The sequence below is a fragment of the Pediococcus parvulus genome, assembly GCF_007990205.1.
GTDB classification, from domain to species: domain Bacteria; phylum Bacillota; class Bacilli; order Lactobacillales; family Lactobacillaceae; genus Pediococcus; species Pediococcus parvulus.
The window spans coordinates 14,157-33,999 of record NZ_BJWE01000013.1 but is presented as its reverse complement, the minus strand read 5'-3'; the positions used below and the strand labels follow the sequence as shown (position 1 = coordinate 33,999).

The 19,843-nt window shown below is 38.7% G+C and carries 18 protein-coding genes; all 18 read right to left on the bottom strand.

The annotated features are described in order from the left end of the window. Window positions 1-12: 12 nt before the first annotated feature. The 18 genes from dltB to ruvA all read right to left on the bottom strand — a co-directional run bounded on the left by dltB (window position 13) and on the right by ruvA (window position 19,777). Window positions 13-1,212 (bottom strand): D-alanyl-lipoteichoic acid biosynthesis protein DltB, encoded by a 1,200-nt coding sequence (dltB, locus tag PPA04_RS04295; protein WP_057783694.1) that lies wholly within the window; start codon window positions 1,210-1,212, stop codon window positions 13-15. Beyond that, a complete protein-coding gene (dltA, locus tag PPA04_RS04290; RefSeq protein WP_057783697.1) occupies window positions 1,212-2,738 on the bottom strand; it encodes a D-alanine--poly(phosphoribitol) ligase subunit DltA in 1,527 nt (508 codons plus the stop codon). The genes dltB and dltA overlap by 1 nt, the downstream gene beginning before the upstream one ends. 17 nt (window positions 2,739-2,755) lie before the next feature. Further along, window positions 2,756-2,905 carry a teichoic acid D-Ala incorporation-associated protein DltX gene (locus PPA04_RS04285; protein ID WP_057783699.1) on the bottom strand — a complete coding sequence of 50 codons (150 nt, stop codon included), beginning with the start codon at window positions 2,903-2,905 and terminating at the stop codon, window positions 2,756-2,758. 214 nt (window positions 2,906-3,119) lie between these two features. Next, complete coding sequence (gene trxA / locus PPA04_RS04280) at window positions 3,120-3,431, bottom strand: thioredoxin (protein WP_057783702.1); 312 nt, start codon at window positions 3,429-3,431, stop codon at window positions 3,120-3,122. An 85-nt stretch (window positions 3,432-3,516) separates the two neighbouring features. Beyond that, window positions 3,517-5,874 (bottom strand): endonuclease MutS2, encoded by a 2,358-nt coding sequence (locus PPA04_RS04275; protein ID WP_057783704.1) that lies wholly within the window; start codon window positions 5,872-5,874, stop codon window positions 3,517-3,519. Between the two features lie 154 nt (window positions 5,875-6,028). Further along, window positions 6,029-6,316 (bottom strand): DUF1292 domain-containing protein, encoded by a 288-nt coding sequence (locus PPA04_RS04270; RefSeq protein ID WP_057783706.1) that lies wholly within the window; start codon window positions 6,314-6,316, stop codon window positions 6,029-6,031. A 9-nt stretch (window positions 6,317-6,325) separates the two neighbouring features. Next, entirely contained in the window at window positions 6,326-6,766 is a 441-nt protein-coding gene (gene ruvX / locus PPA04_RS04265; protein ID WP_057783708.1) for a Holliday junction resolvase RuvX, read from the bottom strand. Then, complete coding sequence (locus PPA04_RS04260) at window positions 6,763-7,062, bottom strand: IreB family regulatory phosphoprotein (protein WP_057783710.1); 300 nt, start codon at window positions 7,060-7,062, stop codon at window positions 6,763-6,765. Before PPA04_RS04260 ends, ruvX begins: the two co-directional genes overlap by 4 nt. Window positions 7,063-7,180: 118 nt before the next feature. Then, complete coding sequence (gene alaS, locus PPA04_RS04255) at window positions 7,181-9,820, bottom strand: alanine--tRNA ligase (protein WP_057783711.1); 2,640 nt, start codon at window positions 9,818-9,820, stop codon at window positions 7,181-7,183. A 255-nt stretch (window positions 9,821-10,075) separates the two neighbouring features. Beyond that, window positions 10,076-11,452, bottom strand: a complete 1,377-nt coding sequence (locus PPA04_RS04250) for a DEAD/DEAH box helicase (RefSeq protein ID WP_057783713.1) — start codon at window positions 11,450-11,452, stop codon at window positions 10,076-10,078. A 3-nt stretch (window positions 11,453-11,455) separates the two neighbouring features. Next, window positions 11,456-12,418 carry a DHH family phosphoesterase gene (locus tag PPA04_RS04245; RefSeq protein WP_057783749.1) on the bottom strand — a complete coding sequence of 321 codons (963 nt, stop codon included), beginning with the start codon at window positions 12,416-12,418 and terminating at the stop codon, window positions 11,456-11,458. 97 nt (window positions 12,419-12,515) lie between these two features. Then, window positions 12,516-13,640, bottom strand: a complete 1,125-nt coding sequence (dinB, locus tag PPA04_RS04240) for a DNA polymerase IV (protein WP_057783715.1) — start codon at window positions 13,638-13,640, stop codon at window positions 12,516-12,518. A gap of 203 nt (window positions 13,641-13,843) precedes the next feature. Further along, the gene (zwf, locus tag PPA04_RS04235; protein ID WP_057783717.1) at window positions 13,844-15,334 is read right to left on the bottom strand and encodes a glucose-6-phosphate dehydrogenase; all 1,491 of its coding nucleotides are present in this window, start codon (window positions 15,332-15,334) and stop codon (window positions 13,844-13,846) included. Window positions 15,335-15,462: 128 nt separating this feature from the next. Beyond that, window positions 15,463-15,840, bottom strand: a complete 378-nt coding sequence (gene yajC, locus PPA04_RS04230; protein WP_186806948.1) for a preprotein translocase subunit YajC — start codon at window positions 15,838-15,840, stop codon at window positions 15,463-15,465. Window positions 15,841-15,935: 95 nt separating this feature from the next. Next, complete coding sequence (gene tgt / locus PPA04_RS04225; RefSeq protein WP_057783719.1) at window positions 15,936-17,078, bottom strand: tRNA guanosine(34) transglycosylase Tgt; 1,143 nt, start codon at window positions 17,076-17,078, stop codon at window positions 15,936-15,938. A gap of 21 nt (window positions 17,079-17,099) precedes the next feature. Beyond that, on the bottom strand, window positions 17,100-18,134 hold the full coding sequence (gene queA / locus PPA04_RS04220) for a tRNA preQ1(34) S-adenosylmethionine ribosyltransferase-isomerase QueA (RefSeq protein ID WP_057783721.1): 1,035 nt from the start codon (window positions 18,132-18,134) through the stop codon (window positions 17,100-17,102). Between the two features lie 11 nt (window positions 18,135-18,145). Then, window positions 18,146-19,165, bottom strand: a complete 1,020-nt coding sequence (ruvB, locus tag PPA04_RS04215; RefSeq protein WP_057783723.1) for a Holliday junction branch migration DNA helicase RuvB — start codon at window positions 19,163-19,165, stop codon at window positions 18,146-18,148. Between the two features lie 18 nt (window positions 19,166-19,183). Continuing rightward, entirely contained in the window at window positions 19,184-19,777 is a 594-nt protein-coding gene (ruvA, locus tag PPA04_RS04210; protein WP_057783725.1) for a Holliday junction branch migration protein RuvA, read from the bottom strand. Window positions 19,778-19,843: the final 66 nt, after the last annotated feature.

Here is a 19,843-nt window from a genome sequence, read left to right as displayed (position 1 = left end):
TTTAAAACTAATTTACTTCGCTATCAACATTGTATTCAAAAAACCTGAAAACAGTAAAAATGTAAAACATACAAAATTAAATGTGACGAAAGTTGCAAAAACTTCCGTAAATTTATTATGCGGTATTTTCCCCGGATGACCCTTCTTATATCTAAGCCACCAATCGTTCACAACGAGCGCGACCCCGTGTAAAATGCCATAAGTAATGTAATACCACGTCACCCCATGCCAGAAACCCATAATCGTCATATTGATAATATAGGTGACATTAGCCGTTGTTTTAGGGCTTTTAAAAACTTTGTGTTTCATGAAAAAGAAAACCAAACGCATATAAATGTAATCTCGGAACCAGAAAGATAGGGTCATGTGCCATCGATTCCAAAATTCCTTGATATTATGCGATTTGAATGGTGCATTAAAATTAATTGGTGTTTCAATTCCCATAAAATAGCTGGTTCCAATTGCAAATAAACTATAACCCGCAAAATCAAAGAAAAGATACATGCTGTATACATACATGACACCAACTAGTGACCAGGATAAGCCATGCGCCATCAGAGCGTAGTGCTCCAATTTTGGCAACCACATTGTGCCAAAAACATAAGCCAACATATATTTGTATACAAATCCCATAAATATATTGTGTAACCCTTTTTGTAGTAACTGGAAATATTTCTCTTGTTTTGGCACATGATCATAATCCCGCTTAAATCTCCGGTAACGATCAATGGGACCTGATGAGATTGTTGGAAAGAAAACCAAGAATTGTAAGAAAAACCAGGGACTAAAGTCTTTCAAAACACCATCACGAGACTCCATAATTGTCTGAACTGCTTTAAAAGTTAAATAACTTATTCCTAAGAAACCAATAATGGCTTGTTTGCCTTCTTGAATTGCCGGAGTTAATTTGACAATCACAAGCGGGATGATTGCCAAAATAACAGTCGCCACAAATATCCACGTTTGATTGTTTTTCTTGCGATAACTGGTATATACCCATACTAACAACACTTCATAAACTAAATACGTAATTAAGGCCAATCCCTGTGTAATTTTTGGACCACCAAAAGTCAGAACCAAAAAGAAAACAGAAATCAGTGTCTCATACCAGTGAAATCTTTTTCCGCATAAAATTCCAATCACAATCGGCAACAGCGCAAGACCTAAAATACCAAAATACATGGGGTTTTCATATGGTGTAAATGATAACATTAAGAATTAACCTCACTCATAATGGATTTGATGTCAACTTTACCGTTCGCCGTCAGCGGTAATTTGTCTTTGAAAACAAATCGATTTGGCACCATGTAAGGCATCATCGTTTTTTGAAGATCCTTTTTAATTGCCATGGTCAGGGCCATGTTTGTTTCTTCAAGGCTTTTTTTCTGAAGAGTCACATAGGCCACCAGTTGTGAAACTTTATGATTTAAATCATATTTTGGAACTACCACTGCTTGTTTGATTAACTTTTGTGCGTTCAAGAAATGGTTGACTTCCTCTAGTTCGATCCGATAGCCATGGAGTTTGATTTGAAAATCTAAGCGTCCCAGATAACGAATCATTCCTGACTTATCCTTTTTTCCCAGATCACCAGAATGATAGGTGTTCAAATTTCCTTCACAGTGAAAGGCATTAACTGTTTTACGCGGATTATTCAAATATCCCTTAGAAACTCCCGGACCAGAAATCACAATTTCCCCTTCTTCACCGTTTGGTAAAACTTTTCCATTGGAACTCATAATTTCAATTTTCGTATCTACCTTGGCTTGACCAATTGGTAACCGGTCATAATTGGTCAAAATCTTTGGCGTAATTTGGACTGCTGTAACTGCCACGGTTGTTTCTGTGGGCCCATACGTATTAAAGACGCGAGCCTCTGGGAAACGTTGATTTAACTGTGCGGCTGTTTTATGCGTAAGTTCCTCACCGCAAAACAAAAAGTGGCTTAAATCAGGTAAATGTTTGGCATCAAACGAAGGTTCCAATAAACAAATATCTACAAATGATGGCGTGGATACCCATACATTCAACTTCATTTTTGGTAAATAACTGAAAAGCCGTTTAAAATCATCTGTGATCTTCTTAGGTAATACTTTAAGAGTACCGCCACTGACAAGTGTTGGATATAAACTCATCACCGACAAATCAAATGAGTAAGGCGCTTGAGCCAAAAAAGCAGGTTTATTTTGTAAGTTGAAATCACTTAACATCCAGTTTACAAAACTAAGCAGATTTTGATGACTAATTTGGACCCCTTTTGGTTTTCCTGTCGTCCCAGATGTAAAAATAATGTAAAAGTTTTGATTACCGACAACAGGCGTCCAAGTTTCTTTTAATTCGGTTCTTCTAAATATTTGAGCTAGTTTTTCTGATCTAATTACCGGAATTTTATTAATTTCAATTGGCAGCTGTTCAATTGCAATACAAGCTGCTGGCTTCGCAATTTCTTGAATCATAGTCAACCGATCATTTGGTGAGTGTTCGTCAATTGGAATATAGGCATGCCCACTTTTAACACATCCTAAAAAACTAGCAATCATTTCAAAAGTCTGTTCGCCATAAACCATGATTGGTGCCTGTGGTTCTAATTTCATTTGAGCGATTTGATTTGCCAACGCATCCGAATAACTCTTCAGCTCTTGGTATGTATGCGTTTCTCCCAAATAATCATAAGCGACGCGATCCGGTGCTGTTTGAGCTACCTGATCAATTACTTGAATCACATTGGTAATTTTCATGTTAATCCCCCCGTAACTTAAAACTCATTGTAGATAAATGTGCCCCCCTGAATACCACTGTAACCATATAGGTAAACAAGAATTAAAAAAACGACAAAATAAAAAAACATCTGCCCCAGAAATTTCACCCATTCCCGCTGCCATATTGTTTTAAAAAAATTTTTCACGTTATCCCCCCTGAATACACGTTTTTCCTTTCACAGTATCTCATGAATTACTGGACCTGTAAATATGTTTCAGTATAATCACTTAATCCTCCTGTAACAATCTATTAACGCAACTGTTAACTAATTCTTTACTTAGCTTAAAAAAGGCTTAAAAAAAAAGATCAAAACGACTCCTGAAAAAGTCGTTTTGATCTTTTTTTCTCTCATACTTCAATTATGCGTACTGTGCTAAAACCTTTTGGATTTGTTCTTTTGAGTGGTAACCAACCAACGTATCAACAACGGCGCCATCTTTTTTGACCATTAAAGTTGGAATACTCATAATGCCAAAGTTTTGTGCTGTCTTTGGATTAGCATCCACATCCATTTTGGTGAATGTAACTTGATCATTCATTTCACCCTCGAGTTGTTCAACAACAGGAGACTGCATCCGACAAGGACCACACCATGTTGCCCAAAAATCAGTTAATGTGACACCTTCGCTGGTTTTGTCATTAAAGTTATCATCTGTAATTGCTTCTACCATCTCAATTAGCCCTCTTTCTAATTTACTATCAATAGTTTATCAAAGATTAGATTAAACACCAAAAATTTTGCTTACAAAAAATCAGTTATTTGAAATGAACGACCGTGGCGCCGTTTCCTCCAGCATTCGGTGCTGCATATTCAAAATGTTTAACTTGCCGATTACCTTGAAGATACTGTGTAATCCCCTTTCGAAGCGCACCTGTCCCTTTTCCATGAACAATTGTCACCATTGGATAACCCGCCAATAAAGCAGAGTCAATATATCGATCTACCTCAGTCATTGCTTCTTCATAACGTTTACCGCGCAAATCTAAAGTTGTTTTGACTGCCGAACTGGTCCGTCTAATTGTAGTTCGTCTCCCAGCAGATTCATTTTTATCAGGAGCAACCTTCTCCAGCTCGTCAGTTGGTACTTTCATCTTTAGGATTCCCATTTGGACTTCCCAATGCTTTTTATCCATCTGCCGTAACAATGAACCTCGTTGACCATAGCTCGTAACCATGACATCATCGTTTACTTTTAACTCTTGTTTAGCTTTAACCCGTTGTAGTACCCTGTTTTTCTTCAAACTTGGTGCTTGATGCAAAGCATTTAAACCACTCTTAGAATCAATTAACTGATTTTCTTTAATTCCAGCGCCACCTTGCATCTCCATTTTTCGAAGTCTTTTGATAATTTTATCTGCTTTTTCTTCCGCATTATCAACTAATTCATTAGCCTGTTGTTTAGCTTTTTCCAAATACTGATCTTTGGAATTCACTAATTTTTGATACTCATTCGTTAAATCTTTATGCAAGTTTTCGGCTTCATCCACTTCGACCTTCAGCTTATCTGCCCGATCGGCTGCTTCCTTTTGACGTTCAGATAGGTCTTTAATCATAGCACTTAAGTCTTGACTATCCTGGTCCATTAACGACCGCGCCTGCATAATCACACCTGGTTCAATCCCCAAGCGCGTGGCAATATCAAACGCATTACTGCTTCCTGGAATTCCAACCAATAGTTTATATGTCGGTTTTAGAGACTCCGTATCAAATTCCATGCTAGCATTCATCGTCTCTGGCCGATTATAACCATAAGCCTTCAATTCTGGATAGTGAGTCGTAGCCATCACGTAGCTACCGGCACTGCCAACTCGATCTAAAATTGCAATCGCCAATGCGGCCCCTTCTTTAGGATCCGTCCCGCCACCAAGCTCATCAAACAGGACCAAACTCCGATCATCAATCTGGGCTAAAATTTTCACAATATTATCCATATGTGATGAGAAAGTACTTAAGTTCTGTTCAATAGATTGTTCATCACCAATATCAGCAAAAATTTCATCGAAAATTCCCATCTGACTATTCTCTGCAACGGGAATAAATAACCCTGATTGGGCCATTAATTGTAGTAACCCAAACGTTTTCAAAGTGATTGTCTTCCCACCAGTATTAGGCCCGGTGATAATCAAGGCTTTATAGTCGTCACCCAAATTAATATCATTGGCAACCATTTTCTTAGGATCAATTAACGGATGTCGTGCCTGGCGAAAATGCACATGATTTTCTAGCGAAATTGAAGGTTCTGTTCCCTTAATCTCTGCAGCGTATCGTGCTTTCGCATTAATAAAATCTAAATGACCTAAAACTGCCGCATTATTCAACAGTTCTTCTCGGTAAGGCGCCAACAGTTCAGAAAGTTCCGTTAAAATTCTTTCTTCTTCAGTTTTTTCTTCCACTTGATTTTGGCGCAACTGATTATTTAGATCCATTACTGCCGCCGGTTCAATATACATTGTTTGCCCAGAAGCACTTTGATCATGAACCACACCACCAAAATGACTGCGATACTGTGCCATAACTGGAATCACATAACGGCCATCCCGCATCGTAATAATTGAATCACTTAAATATTTAGAATCTTTTCCACGGGTATAACCATCCATCTTTGCTCGAATAGAACTCTCTGTGGTGGAAATCCGGCTTCGAATGCCAAATAACTTGTCTGAGGCTTCATTGGTAATATGGCCGTCTCCCTCAATCGACTTAATTAATCGCTTGGAAATCTCTGGCAAAGCTTGTAATTTAGCGACAGTTTCATACAAGGTCCTAAAATCAATTTTTTCTTCACGTACTTTTTGGAAAAAACTAATGATGTCCTGTGTCGTGCGGAGCATTTTAGTAATTTGAGATAATTCCAATCCGCTTAACGTAGCGCCAATTTCAAGTCGTTTCATTTGTGGACCAATATTATCAAGCTTAGCGATTGGAATGCCACCCTTCAATCGATAAGCATCTGCACCATCTAAGGTTTCTGTCAGTGCCAATTGAATTTGGTCACCGTCTACCATTGGTCCTAAATTATCTAGTTCTTGCCGACCACTTTGTGAAGCTAGGTACGGCTTTAGTTTATCTTTTACTTTTTCATACTCTAATGTTTCAAAAATCTTCTTATTCATTTTATTATCCTTTTAGTTATTTATCCGTATTTTAGCGCATTTTATCAAGCTTGGATATTAAACAGTCCTCGGTTATGTTTGATCAAACAAAAACGATCAAATCTGAATATTCTCAACTCAGATTTGATCGTTTTTACTACGCTTAAATGGAAATCTATTCTTCGTCGTTATCGCCTAAGAAAGTGTTCAACACTTCCTCGACCATCTTCCATTCATCGTCTGATTCAATTTCAGTTAATTGTCCTGCATCCGCATTACCATCAGCATCCGGTGTATATGAGTAAGCCTGAATATCAACCTGCTCATCATTTTCTGCATCAGAAGGATACAAAAACATATATGACTTACCATAATCTTCAGAATCAAATGTAAATAAAACGTTGTAAAGCTCTTCATTTCCGTGTTCGTCAACGAGTGTAATTTGTTGTTCCTCTTCGCTCATTAGGAAACCTCACTTTAAATTATTTAGTAGTTTGCCATGTCGATCCAAATAGTTTTCTAGAATCAAGCTAGCCGCCAATTTATCAATAACTTTTTTTCGCTTTTTTCGCGATGTATCAGCCTGTTCAATTAACATTCTCTGTGCTTCTACTGTAGTTAATCTTTCGTCCTGATAATCTACAGGTAAATCAAAGGTTTCAATCATAAGTTGACCGTAAGCCTTGGCGGCATCTACCCGAGGACCAGAAGTATTATTCATATTCTTTGGCAAACCAACCACAAAGCCAGTCACATCGTATTGCTTAACCAATTCACTAATTCGATCTAAACCAAACTCTTTTTGATCTTCATTAATTTTGACAATTTCAACACCTTGGGCCGTCCAGCCTAATTCATCACTGACTGCCACCCCAACTGTTCTGGAACCAACATCTAAACCCATTAATCTCATTTAATATGACCTGCCGATTGTCCAGATTTGTCCAAATTATTATTATCTTTCGAAAGATAGTTACGAACCAACTCTTCGATAATCTCATCACGCTCATGCTTGCGAATCAAGTTACGAGCATCGTTTAATCTAGGAATATAGGCTGGGTCTCCCGAGAGTAAGTATCCGACAATTTGGTCAATCGGATTATATCCCTTCTCCTCCAAAGCATCATAAACCGTCTTTAAGGTTTCATGTAGATCCTTAGGAGCATCATTGCTAAAATCAAAAAACATTGTCTTATCCAATTTACTCATCGAAAGCACCTCCTGTACTGTCATCAAGATAATTCTACCCGATCACTTAAAAAAGTACAAACATAGAAGTCTAATGTAATCAACTCGTAACACTGCTTTAGTCAACTCGCAACATTCCTTATTTTTCTGCTAGCCAGTCAATGCCATCCACCAAGGCCTGTTTGAGTCCAGCAGGATTACTACCACCGGCCTGTGCTAAGTTGGGACGACCGCCACCACCACCATTGATTTGTTTGGCAATGGCTTTAATCAGATCACCGGCTTTTAACCCAGCCTTAACTTTTTCATCAGAAACAGCAACCAACAAGTTAGCCTTTTCACCAACAGTTGTTCCCAAAATCAAAACATCTGAAATTGCACGTTGCTTCCAATCATCCGCTAAATCACGAAGCTGTGCCATTCCAGAAACTTTGATGACATCAGCAATTACTGAATACTGACCGGCTTGTTTAACATTGTCAAACACATTTGCTGCTGCTTGTTTAGCCATTTTTGTTTCAAGATTTTCAACTTTTTGTGTCATTGCTTTCAAACTATCCTGAAGTTGAGCCACCTTGTTTGGCGTATCTTTGACTTGAATTGCCTTAACCTTTTGAGCAGTTTCTCGTAGAAGCTTGTCATGGCTAACCAAATACTCGTAAGCCTCAGCAGAGGTAACGGCCTCTATTCGGCGGACACCGGCACCCACGCCGGATTCAGAAACGATCTTAAACAGACCTAATTCATTGGTGTTCTTCACATGATCGCCACCACAAAATTCAACTGAGTAATCACCAACACTAACCACACGAACCTTTTTACCATACTTTTCACTAAATAAGGCGATGGCACCGAGCTTTTTAGCAGATTCAATATCAGTTTCAACAGTTTTAACTGGAATCTCGGCAAAAATCTTTTGATTAACAATACCTTCAACTTTTTGCAAATCAGCTGATGTTACCTGACCAAAATGGGTAAAATCAAATCGAAGGTAATCTGGTTCAACTAATGAGCCCGCTTGCTTTGTATGCGAGCCAAATACATCTCTTAAAGCTTGATCCAACAAATGAGTAGCCGTATGATTTTTTTCAACCTTACTGTGAAAATGAGGATCGACCTTTAAAGCATAAGTTTTTTCAGTTTCTAATGGCCGCAACACTTTAACTGTATGGAGATTTTGGCCATTGGGTGCATGTTGCACATCTTTAACTTCAGCAACCACATTGCCATGCTCATCCGTAATGGTTCCCTTATCGGCCACTTGACCACCCATTTCCGCATAAAATGGTGTAATATCAAAAATAAGTTGAGCTTCACCCTTTTCAGCGGCACTGACAATCTTTTCGTTTTGAATAATATCTTTTAAAACACTGTGTTCAACATTCAATTCTGAATAACCAACATAACGACTTGGCGTTTTAATATTGGTCAAAAGATCAGATTGAACACCCATTGATACCCGGTTACCACGAGCGGCACGAGCTCGTTGCTTTTGTTGTTGCATTTCTGTCTTGAAACCATCTTGATCGACCTCTAAGCCCTCATCGTGAGCATATTCCATGGTTAAGTCCAATGGGAAGCCATAGGTATCAAACAACTTAAACGCATTAGCACCTGAAATTTTAGTTTCATTGGCTGCCTTTGTTTTAGCAATGATCTGATCTAAAAGATGAACCCCATCATTTAGAGTCTCATTGAATCGACTTTCCTCAGATTCCACAACTTTGGCAATGTAGTCTTTTTGTTCAAGAACTTCTGGGTAATAAGATTTCATAATCTCGCCGACGACCGGAACTAATTTATACAAGAAACTCTTTTCAATACCTAACTTTTGTCCGTACATCACAGCTCTTCGAATCAAGCGTCGAATAACATAACCCCGCCCTTCGTTTGAAGGTAGCGCCCCATCCCCGATTGCAAATGTAATGGCACGAGCGTGATCGGCAATAACTTTAAATGCTACATCCTGTTCTTTATCATCATTGTATGTTTTACCGCTGAAAGTTTCTGTTTTTCGAATTAATGGTAAAAATAGATCGGTTTCAAAGTTAGTCGGTGCGTTTTGGAAAATAGAAACCACCCGTTCAAGCCCCATTCCCGTATCAATGTTTTTATGGGGAAGAGGTTCATATGAACCATCAGGCTTGTGGTTAAACTGTGAAAAGACAATGTTCCAAATCTCTAGATAGCGCTCATTTTCGCCACCAGGATAATTTTCAGGATCATCATCGGCTAAATTATTGAAGGATTCACCACGATCATAAAAGATTTCAGAATCTGGACCACTAGGGCCCTCGCCAATATCCCAAAAATTATCTTCAACGGCAATAATATGATCTGCTGGAACCCCAACAGATTCCCAATACTTCTTCGCATCAGTATCTTTTGGATAAACAGTAATAAATAACTTTTCAGGATCCATTGCGAACCACTTAGGACTTGTTAGTAGTTCCCAAGCCCAGGTAATCGCTTCTTCTTTAAAATAATCACCCACTGAGAAATTCCCTAACATTTCAAACAAGGTGTGGTGCCGCGCAGTATGACCCACGTTTTCAATATCATTAGTTCTGATACTTTTCTGCGAACTCGTTAACCGGGGAACCTCTGGAACGACACTACCATCAAAATACTTTTTCATTGTGGCAACTCCAGAATTAATCCACAATAAAGTTGGATCATCGTGCGGTACTAAAGATGCACTGGGTTCAATGATATGACCTTTTGACTGAAAGAAGTCCAAAAACATCTGTCTAATTTCACTACTTGATTTGTTTTCCATAACTTTTCCCTTTCTAATCGCATAAAAAGACCGTTGCTAGTAAAGACGCCTTAGCGCGGTACCACTTTACTTGCAACGATCTTAATCGTTTACCTCTTAAACTCTTTAACGCAGAGTCGCGAAATACTTATCATTTGTAAGGTAGCCTTAAAACCATAAATTCGTTTTTCTCATTAACCAAAACGTTTCTGAAAATTTATTAGCTTTAATATGTCCTTAGCCAAAAACCATTATATTGCAGAAAATAGCTGATTGTCAATGCTCACCGGGATTTCGTTTTGCCCGATTCTGCTTGATCTTTTGCCGCTTAGTTCTAAGAAATTCTTGATGCTTGGCCACTCTTCGATCACGCTGATCTTGAATCTCAATAGCCTTCTTAATTCGACGTTTATATCCTGGCTTAACTTTACGCTTACTCTTCTTAACCATTCCTACCATAGTTGGATCCAACTTATGATGATCCTTTACCCGCGTAGTTCGGCGATTCCGATCATAAGAATCCACAACCTCACCATTTTTAATAGCTTTAGGCTGGAACTTAACACCCAATTTTTCGATTTCAGAAACTTTAGCTTCTTCGCCAGGTTCATATAAGGTGATTGCAATTCCAGACATGCCATTCCGGCCAGTTCGCCCAACACGATGAATAAAGAAATCTAAATCATCTGGAATACCGTCGTTAATGACCATCGAAACACCCTCAATATCAATCCCTCGTGCTGCTAAATCGGTAGCAACGACAAATTGAAAGTCAAGGTTATGAATTTCTTTCATAACCCGTTTCCGTTCACGAGGCGGGACCCCACCATGAACCTTGGCAACTTTTAGGCCCTGATTCTTCAGGTAATAAGTTAGCTCATCAACCCGTTCTTTAGTATTACAAAAAATCAAAACTAAATAAGGTTCGCCAATGGTCAATAATCGATGAATCACACTATTTTTACCCTTACTTTTGGTTGAAATCAACCAATTTTCAATAGTCGGGCTAATAATACTCTGCACAGGAATCTCTTCGATAACAGGATTCACCATATATTTTTTCAAAAAGATGTTTAACGAATGCGGAATTGTTGCGGAAAAAACCATCATTTGTAGTTTTTTTGGCAAACTTGCCGCAATCTTGTCCACTTCATTTAAGAAACCCATATCAAGCGTCATATCAGCTTCATCCACAACAAACTGAGCCGCCAGATGGACGTCCAAAGCTTGGCTACTAATCAAGTCCCAAACACGTCCTGGGGTTCCAATCACAACTTGTGGTTGACGTCGCTTCAATTTTTCGATTTGCCGTTTTTTATCAGTTCCACCCACATAATTACCAATTTCAATTTCATTATCTGAGAACTGAACTAATTGGCGCGCCGCTGTATGAATCTGGTAGGCCAGCTCACGGCTTGGTGTCGTAATGACGACTTGAACTTGCTGCTTATTCGGGTCAATGTTATTCAAAATCGGTAGTAAAAAGGTATGTGTTTTTCCACTACCCGTTTGCGATTGGCCAATCACACTTTTCCCAGCCTCAATCACCGGAATTAATTTTTCTTGAACCGGGGTTGGCTGAATAAAATTAATTTCTTTTAGTGCAGTGATCAAAAATGGTTGCAAATTAAACTCTGTAAAACCGTTTTTCATTAATTACTCCTTCTGGCTCTTCTGATAGGCAGTGGCAATCTCAGCCAATTCTTTTTTTATGACTGCGACTTCATCCAAATCTTTTGCTTTTGCCCCACTTGCCAAAGCATGACCGCCACCATCATGTTTTTTAGCAAGTTCATTAATTGTTGGTCCCTTTGACCGTAGGCGAACTCGATAAGTTCCGTCGCGTTGAATCACAAAGATTGCCCAGCAAACAACGGAATCAATTTTTCCAGGAATCGGCACAACACCAGCAGTTCCTGCATCCTTTAAATCAAACTTATCTAACACTTCAGCGGTTAAACAAACAGTGGCTGCTCCCGCATCGGTAATTTCTAAATTTTCATACACATAAGCTGATAGTTTTGCAACTGGTAACGCAATACTATCCAATTTTTGGTTAACTGCGGTCACATCAAAACCAGTTGCCATTAATGAAGCTGCAACCCGCAATGTATGCGGTGTTGTCGCTGAATATAAGAATCGACCAGTATCAGCAACAATTCCAGCATACAGCGCTCTGGCTGCCTTTGGTGTTAATGTGAGTTCCTTTTTAAATTGATGATAAAAATCATAAACCATCTCAGCACTACTAGAAGCGTTTGGCACTACCCAGATTAAATCACCATATGGATCATCATTTGGATGATGATCAATTTTGATTAACTCTTGTCCATTTGTGTAACGATTATCGTCCACCCGGGGCGGATTAGCGGTATCGGTCACAATGACTAGGGCATCATCGTAATCATCATCATCAGCAACATCCATTTCACCAATCCAAGACAAACCACTAATTTGTTTGCCGACTGACAAAACAGTTTTCATCGGGAAAGAGGCATGAATAATTTCTGCCAAACCAATTTGAGAGCCAATTGCATCAGGATCTGGCCGTTGGTGGCGATGAATAATAATTCGTTGGTGTTTTTTAATTTGTTCAAAGATTTCTTGCTGCAGTGTCATAATTTCTTCTTTCTGTTTCAAACTAATTTTAAAAGGATCGCGAGTTTTCACTTCATCCCAGTATACTAGGTTTTTCAATCAAATACAAAACAAGAATCTAATCTTGCCTAAATAAAGGAAGCGACATGTTTTCGAAATTAATACTTGCTAAATTTGTAAGCGTAATTCCCAAAAGACGGACTCCCCGTTGACTTTCTCCGAACTCATCAAATAGTTGTTGCGCATAGAAAAGATAGGTTTCTTGGCTATTATCTAAAAACTCAGTAAGTGTTTGGCGCTTCGTAATGGTCTCGAAATCAGAAAAACGTACTTTTAAGACTAAAGTTTTGCCATGCTTTTGCTTTTGTTTCATAGTTTCAGCAACCTTTTGGGCCAAATCTTTCAAAGCCTCTTCCACTTCCGAATCAGATACTAAATTGGGGTTATAGGTGCTTTCTTTTCCAATTGATTTCCGCTCTCGTTGATACTCAACAGGTCGATCATCAGCCCCCCGCACATGATGATACAAAACATCTCCAAAACGACCAAAATGATGAATTAACTCCATTTCACTTTTTTTATAAAGATCGCGCCCTTTAAAAATCTGAATATCATGCATCTTGGGAACTGTCTTCTTCCCAACGCCACGAAACTTTTCAATTGGCAGTTTATCCAAAAATTCACGGACATCTTCTGATAATACCACTGCAACTCCAATTGGTTTTTGATATTCTGAAGCTAATTTCGCTAAAAATTTATTGTAAGAAATTCCAGTAGAACAGGTTAAATGGGTTTTTGCGTAAATTTCGCTTTGAATTTGATGCGCCACTTCTACTGCACTTTCAATTTGCTTTTTATTATCCGTCACATCCAAATAAGCTTCATCAAACGCAACTGGTTCAATTTTTTCTGTATATTCTCCAAAGATTTCATGAATTTGATCGGAAACTGCACGATATAAAGTGAAATCTGGTGTTTTAAATACAGCCTCAGGGCAGAGCTCTAACGCCTTCTGTGCACTCATTGCCGAATGGACACCTGATTGGCGAGCAAGGTAGTTAGCCGTGGCCACAACGCCCTTTCCACCAGTCTGTCGTGGATCTCGTGCAATCACGAGTGGTTTTTTTCGTAATTTGGAATTTTCTCGTTCCTCAATCGAAGCATAAAAAGCATCCATATCTACATGAATGATTTTTCTAGAGGTATCCACATGAATTGGAACCCTGTCAATATTTGTATCCATTTCTATCACCCAAATTCAGTGTATCCGAACGTACGTTTGAAATCAAGTTATAAAAAGAGAGTACAAAAAAGGCAGCTGCTTCGCATAGCTAAACTACCGAACGATCCGTACTTTGGATCGTTTGTTAATCGTAGCTAAGCGGAAGCACCTGCCTTTTCTTCAGGTTTTAGAAATAATATTCAGAAAATATAAACAATCTAAGATTAGTTTGTCGCATCAAAAATCCAATTTCTGTGATCACGTTTCAACAAATCTTGCGAAGCTTGAGGTCCCATTGACCCACTTACATAATTTGGAAAATCTGCTTTTTCACTATCCCATGCTTCACGGATGACATCCACAATTCGCCAAGCCTGTGCAACTTCATGCCAGTGCGCAAAGTTGGTCCGATTGCCATCAAGTGCATCATGGATCAGTTTCTCATAAGCCTCTGGAATCTTAGCCTTTTCAGCTGCTGTTTTATGATAGTCAAGATGAATTGGCATAATACCATACGTTTGCCCACCATCTTTGACATTCAAATCAAGCCGATACCCTTGATCCGGTTCAATATACAGCGTCAAAACGTTTTGATCTAGCAAATTGCTATCCGCATCTGTTGAGTCAAAAATATTGGTATCCACATTTTTAAATACCACATTGATTTGTGTCGATTTACGTGCGAGCCGTTTCCCAGTTCGAACATAAATTGGTACACCAGCTAAAGTCTTATTTTCTGTTTCTAGTTTCCCGGAAACAAAGGTTTCGATTTGTGACTGTTCATCAGTACCCTCTTCATGGCGATAATCTGATTGTGTGTGATCCGCATCCTCACCATATTGCCCTCGGACAAAGTTTTGCAAAGCCTCTTCTTTCGAATAAACCTTGATATTTTGAAGTGCCTCTACTTTTCGATCACGTAATTCAGAAGCTGTGTATTTACTTGGTTTTTGCATCGTTAACAAAGAAATAATTTGCAAAATATGATTTTGCACCATATCCCGTAACGCTCCGGCCGTTTCATAATAGCCAGTCCGTTCTTCAACTCCTAAGGATTCAGCTAAAGTAATTTGAATATTATCGATATGTTCTTTATTCCAAAGTGATGAAACGATTTGATTACCAAAACGAAGCGCAGCAATACTTTGAATGGCTTCTTTTCCTAAATAGTGATCAATTCGGTAAATCTGATCCTCAGAAAACGCCGCTGAAATATCGTCATTAAGCTCTTTTGCCGTTTTAAGATCTCGGCCAAAGGGCTTTTCAATGATTAGGCGATTATAACCATGATCAGTTATTAGCTTTTCGGACTTAAGATGTGCAGCAATTGTCCCAAAGAACCGAGGTGCCATTGCCAAATAATAAATTCTATTTCCTTGTAAATCATATTTTTCATCTAACTTATCGGCCAAATTTCTCAAAGCCACATAATGCCCTGTATCATTCACATTGTGTGATTGATAATAAAAATGACTGGCAAATTTTCGGGCCAATTCACTGTTCGTCCGATCTGACTCATGACCATCATCTGCGACAGCATTCATCACAACTTCATGGTAGTGATCATCCGTCCATGGCCGTCGAGCCGTTCCAATAACAGCGAAATTGTCTTTTAAATACCCTTTTTCATACAAACGAAATAATGAAGGATACAATTTTCGATACGCTAAATCGCCTGTTCCTCCAAAAATAATAAATAACGCTTGCTGTGTCATTCTATTTGCCCCACTTTCACAATATCTATTCTTTTTAATTATGAAACTTTTGTACAAAATACACAACTTATAAAACTCCAAAAAAAATTTGAAACTAAAAAAGTTTCAAATTTTTATAAAATATCTAATTATTTATCTGAGTCATCTTTAACTGAATCATCAGTTGGTTCCTTTGGCTTTTCAACATCAGCAGTTTTGTCATCTGTTGCTGAAGCAACATCTGTATCTGCAGTTGCTGCTGGTTGAACAGCTTCAACATGGTCGACACGCATAATTGCAGTACGATCAAATACTAAGTAAATACCGTCACAATCTAATGTCACCGTTTTAGCATCAGTATCAACCTTATCCACAACACCATGTAAACGACCAATTGTCACAACTTTATCGCCAACTTGAAGTTTACTCATCATTTCTTGATGCTTTTGTTGTTGCTTCTTTTGTGGCCGAATCATCATGAAATACATTAATCCAAAAATTAAAACAATGAAAATAATGCTTCCCATACCACTAAAACCTGAATTTGCTCCTAATAACAATATAAACACCTCATTTTCTTTATCCTAACTGTATCAAAAAATACCCTTTAGTTCCAGTAATTTTAGAAATTCTTTGGATGCGCTTGATTATACCCATATTCTTCAAAAAACGCTTCTTTAAATTCCAATAAATTATCATCCTGAATAGCCTGACGGACTTGTTTCATCAGATGAACTAAAAAATACGTATTATGAATACTAGTTAATCGCAAGCCAAATGTTTCTTCTGTTTTCATCAAATGACGGACATATGCTCTAGTAAAATTGCGACAAGTATAACATTGGCAATTATCATCAATTGGTGTAAAGTCACGCGCATACTTCGCGTTCTTCACAACCAAGCGCCCGTGCGATGTCATGCAGGTTCCGTTTCGCGCAATTCGCGTTGGCAAAACACAATCAAACATGTCAATCCCCCGCATTACACCATCAATCAGTGAATCCGGTGAACCGACGCCCATGAGGTAACGTGGTTTGTTTTCTGGAAGCATTGGCGTCGTGAACTCTAAAACTCGGTTCATTTCATCTTTTGATTCTCCAACTGATAATCCACCAATTGAATAACCAGGGAAATCTAAACTAACGAGATCTTTGGCACTTTGTTCACGCAAAGCCTTAAATCCAGCTCCCTGCACAATTCCGAACAACGCTTGCCAATCCGGATTCTGGTGAGCTTTCAAGCCCCGTTCTGCCCACCGACTCGTTCTTTCAACTGAATGTTTAACATACTCGTAACTTTCAAAAAATGGCGGACATTCATCAAAACTCATCATAATGTCTGGTCCCAAATCATTCTCGATTTGAATCGCTTTTTCGGGACTTAAAAACATTTTTGCGCCACTAATTTCATTCCGAAAATGCACCCCTTCTTCAGAGATATCACGCAGTTTAGCTAATGAAAACACTTGGAAACCACCAGAATCTGTTAAAATTCCTTTTTTCCAATTCATAAACTTATGCAGGCCACCAGCTTCTTTGACAATATCTTCACCAGGACGCACCCAAAGATGGTAGGTATTAGAAAGAATAATATCAGCACCGATGTCTTCCAATTCTTCTGGAGACATGGCCTTAACTGTCGCCTGTGTGCCGACTGGCATAAAAATCGGCGTCGGAAAAGTCCCATGGGGGGTCTCAATTTCGCCTAACCGCGCGCCAGTATGTTTCTCAGTTTTTATCAAATGATACTTAATTGCAGGTTCCACAGAAATTCTCCATTCTTCTCTTTATTTGATAAACATCGCATCCCCGAAACTAAAGAACCGATATTTTTCTTCAATGGCGTGTTGATAAGCATTTAAAATCATGTCACGACCTGTAAAGGCCGCCACTAACATAACTAATGTAGATTTTGGCAAATGAAAATTTGTGATGAAGGCATCCACAACTTGCCACTTGTACCCAGGTTTTATAAAAATGTCTGTCCAGCCACTATCTGCTTTAATCTCGCCATTAAATTTGGTTCCAATTGTTTCTAAAGTTCGAATCGAAGTTGTCCCTGTCGCAACAATTCGACCTCCATTTTTACGGACTTCATTTAAAGTTGCAGCTGACTCTTCACTCAACCGATAAAATTCACTATGCATTTTGTGATCTTCAATGTTAGCTTCATCAACCGGACGAAAAGTTCCCAACCCAACGTGTAAGGTTAAATAAACTAATTTAACCCCTTTATCCTCAACTTTTTTGAGTAATTCTTTGGTCCAATGTAAGCCAGCAGTTGGTGCTGCGGCACTACCACTTTCACGTGCATAAACGGTTTGATAACGCTCTGGATCATCTAGTTTTTCCTTAATATAAGGTGGCAATGGTGTTTCTCCAAGCTTTTCCAAAATCTCCATAAAAATACCATCATAATGAAATTCAATTTCACGGCCACCATGTTCCAGCTCTTTTACTACCGTTGCCTTCAGCAACCCATCACCAAATTCAATAATTGTACCAACTTTAGCGCGTTTAGCCGGTTTAACCAAAGTTTCCCACTGGTCTCCTACATCATTGTGTAGAAGCAACACTTCCATGTGGGCACCTGTCTCTGGCTTTATACCATAAATTCGTGCAGGCATCACCCGCGAATCATTCATGACAACAGCATCCCCAGCATGTAGTTGATCTAAAATATCATAAAAATGTTTATCTTCTAAGATACCTGTTTTGTGGTCTAACACTAATAAGCGCGACTCATCCCGCTCCTTAATTGGCGTTTGGGCAATTAATTCGTGTGGTAAATTATAATCAAAATCATCAACTGTTAATGTCATGGTGATTCTCCTTAATTAGTTTTATTTTGAGCTATTCCCAAGTGTGCATAACCCTTTTCTGTCACTACACGACCACGCGGCGTCCGATTCAAATAACCAATTTGCATAAGATAAGGTTCATACATTTCGGCAATTGTATCCGCTTCTTCACCAATGTTTGCTGCAATGGTGCCAAGGCCAACTGGACCGCCATGATAAAAGTCAATCATTGTTTTTAATATCTTATTGTCAATTTCATCAAGGCCTTCTTCGTCTACTCGCAAAAACTGCAACGATTTCGTGACAATTTGCTCATCAATTGCCGTTTTATCAGAAACTTCCATAAAATCTCGCACTCGTTTCAAAAGGCGATTCGCAATTCTTGGCGTCCCTCGTGAACGACTCGCAATTTCATGTGAACCTTGGTCCGTAATTTTAGTGTTAAAAATGTCAGCAGAGCGTTTCACAATTTCAGTTAAATCCTCTACTGTGTAGTAATTCATGTGAGCAACAATACCAAACCGATCACGCAAAGGTGCCGACAACAACCCAGCACGCGTAGTTGCCCCAATTAACGTAAACGGTGGCAATGGAAAATGAATTGGATGAGCCGTTGGACCCTGGCCCACCACAATATCGACAAAAAAATCTTCCATTGCAGAATACAGCATTTCTTCAACAATCTTGGGTAACCGATGAATTTCATCAATAAATAAAATATCACCAGGCTGTAATTCGTTCAGTAATGCCACTAGATCTCCGGGTTTTTCAATTGCCGGACCACTTGTCGTTCGAATGTGTACAGCCATTTCGTTGGCGATGACCATAGCAAGTGTCGTTTTCCCTAAACCGGGTGGTCCATATAGCAACACATGGTCAAGCGACTCTTCACGTTGTTTAGTGGCCTGGATGTAAACTGATAATTCATGTTTGATTCGGTCTTGACCAATATACTGATCTAAAGTTGCTGGACGTAACGATTTTTCAATTGAGGCTTCTTCTGAATTCTCATTTTCTCCAGAAACAAGACGGTCGTCATCTGCATCACTCATCCAATTCACCTTCCTCCATTATTTTTTCATCAGTAACTTAAGTCCACTACTTAAATATTGATCCGTTGTCATCGCTGGATCTGCTTCTAAATCAGGTTTAATTTTTGCAATATCTCTTGTTGCATATCCTAAAGCCGTCAACGCATCTAACGCATCTGCCAATTGATGATTACCAATAGGCTTAGCTACAGTTTGCACAGGATCGACTGAATTTAATGTCATCTTGCCCTTTAAATCTAAAATAATTTGTTGTGCTGCTTTAGGTCCGATCTTAGGAAACTTCTTAAGATAGGCCACATCATCATTATTAATTGCAGCAACTAATCCAGAATGATCTTCATTTGCCAAAATCGCTAAGGCGCTTTTAGGACCAATGCCCTTCACTAACAATAATTTTTCAAAAAGTTCTTTATCTTCTGCGTCAAATAAACCATAAAGGCTAATTCCTGTATCCGAAACGGCTTCATGCACATAGATTTTCACTTGTTTTTCGTGACTAACTTCATAACGATAAGGGTTGCCAACAAAAAGTTTATATCCAACGCCTTGAACTTCCAAAACCACAAATTCAGGTGTCACTTCAGTCACATAGCCAATCAAATATTCATACATTCAAATTCTCCCCATTATCCAAACTAAACATATGTTTGCTTTTTAATCATTGTACCATAAATCAAC

Coding starts and splice junctions, on each gene's coding strand:
- ruvX (WP_057783708.1), bottom strand. CDS start 6,766: ATGAGATTAATGGGTTTAGATGTTGGTTCCAGAACAGTTGGGGTGGCA.
- alaS (WP_057783711.1), bottom strand. CDS start 9,820: ATGGAAAACAAATCAAGTAGTGAAATTAGACAGATGTTTTTGGACTTC.
- ruvB (WP_057783723.1), bottom strand. CDS start 19,165: ATGAGTGATGCAGATGACGACCGTCTTGTTTCTGGAGAAAATGAGAAT.
- PPA04_RS04245 (WP_057783749.1), bottom strand. CDS start 12,418: ATGACACTGCAGCAAGAAATCTTTGAACAAATTAAAAAACACCAACGA.
- ruvA (WP_057783725.1), bottom strand. CDS start 19,777: ATGTATGAATATTTGATTGGCTATGTGACTGAAGTGACACCTGAATTT.
- yajC (WP_186806948.1), bottom strand. CDS start 15,840: ATGGGAAGCATTATTTTCATTGTTTTAATTTTTGGATTAATGTATTTC.
- PPA04_RS04260 (WP_057783710.1), bottom strand. CDS start 7,062: ATGAGTAAATTGGATAAGACAATGTTTTTTGATTTTAGCAATGATGCT.
- queA (WP_057783721.1), bottom strand. CDS start 18,134: ATGACATTAACAGTTGATGATTTTGATTATAATTTACCACACGAATTA.
- dltB (WP_057783694.1), bottom strand. CDS start 1,212: ATGTTATCATTTACACCATATGAAAACCCCATGTATTTTGGTATTTTA.
- PPA04_RS04275 (WP_057783704.1), bottom strand. CDS start 5,874: ATGAATAAGAAGATTTTTGAAACATTAGAGTATGAAAAAGTAAAAGAT.
- zwf (WP_057783717.1), bottom strand. CDS start 15,334: ATGACACAGCAAGCGTTATTTATTATTTTTGGAGGAACAGGCGATTTA.
- dinB (WP_057783715.1), bottom strand. CDS start 13,640: ATGGATACAAATATTGACAGGGTTCCAATTCATGTGGATACCTCTAGA.
- trxA (WP_057783702.1), bottom strand. CDS start 3,431: ATGGTAGAAGCAATTACAGATGATAACTTTAATGACAAAACCAGCGAA.
- PPA04_RS04270 (WP_057783706.1), bottom strand. CDS start 6,316: ATGAGCGAAGAGGAACAACAAATTACACTCGTTGACGAACACGGAAAT.
- PPA04_RS04250 (WP_057783713.1), bottom strand. CDS start 11,452: ATGAAAAACGGTTTTACAGAGTTTAATTTGCAACCATTTTTGATCACT.
- dltA (WP_057783697.1), bottom strand. CDS start 2,738: ATGAAAATTACCAATGTGATTCAAGTAATTGATCAGGTAGCTCAAACA.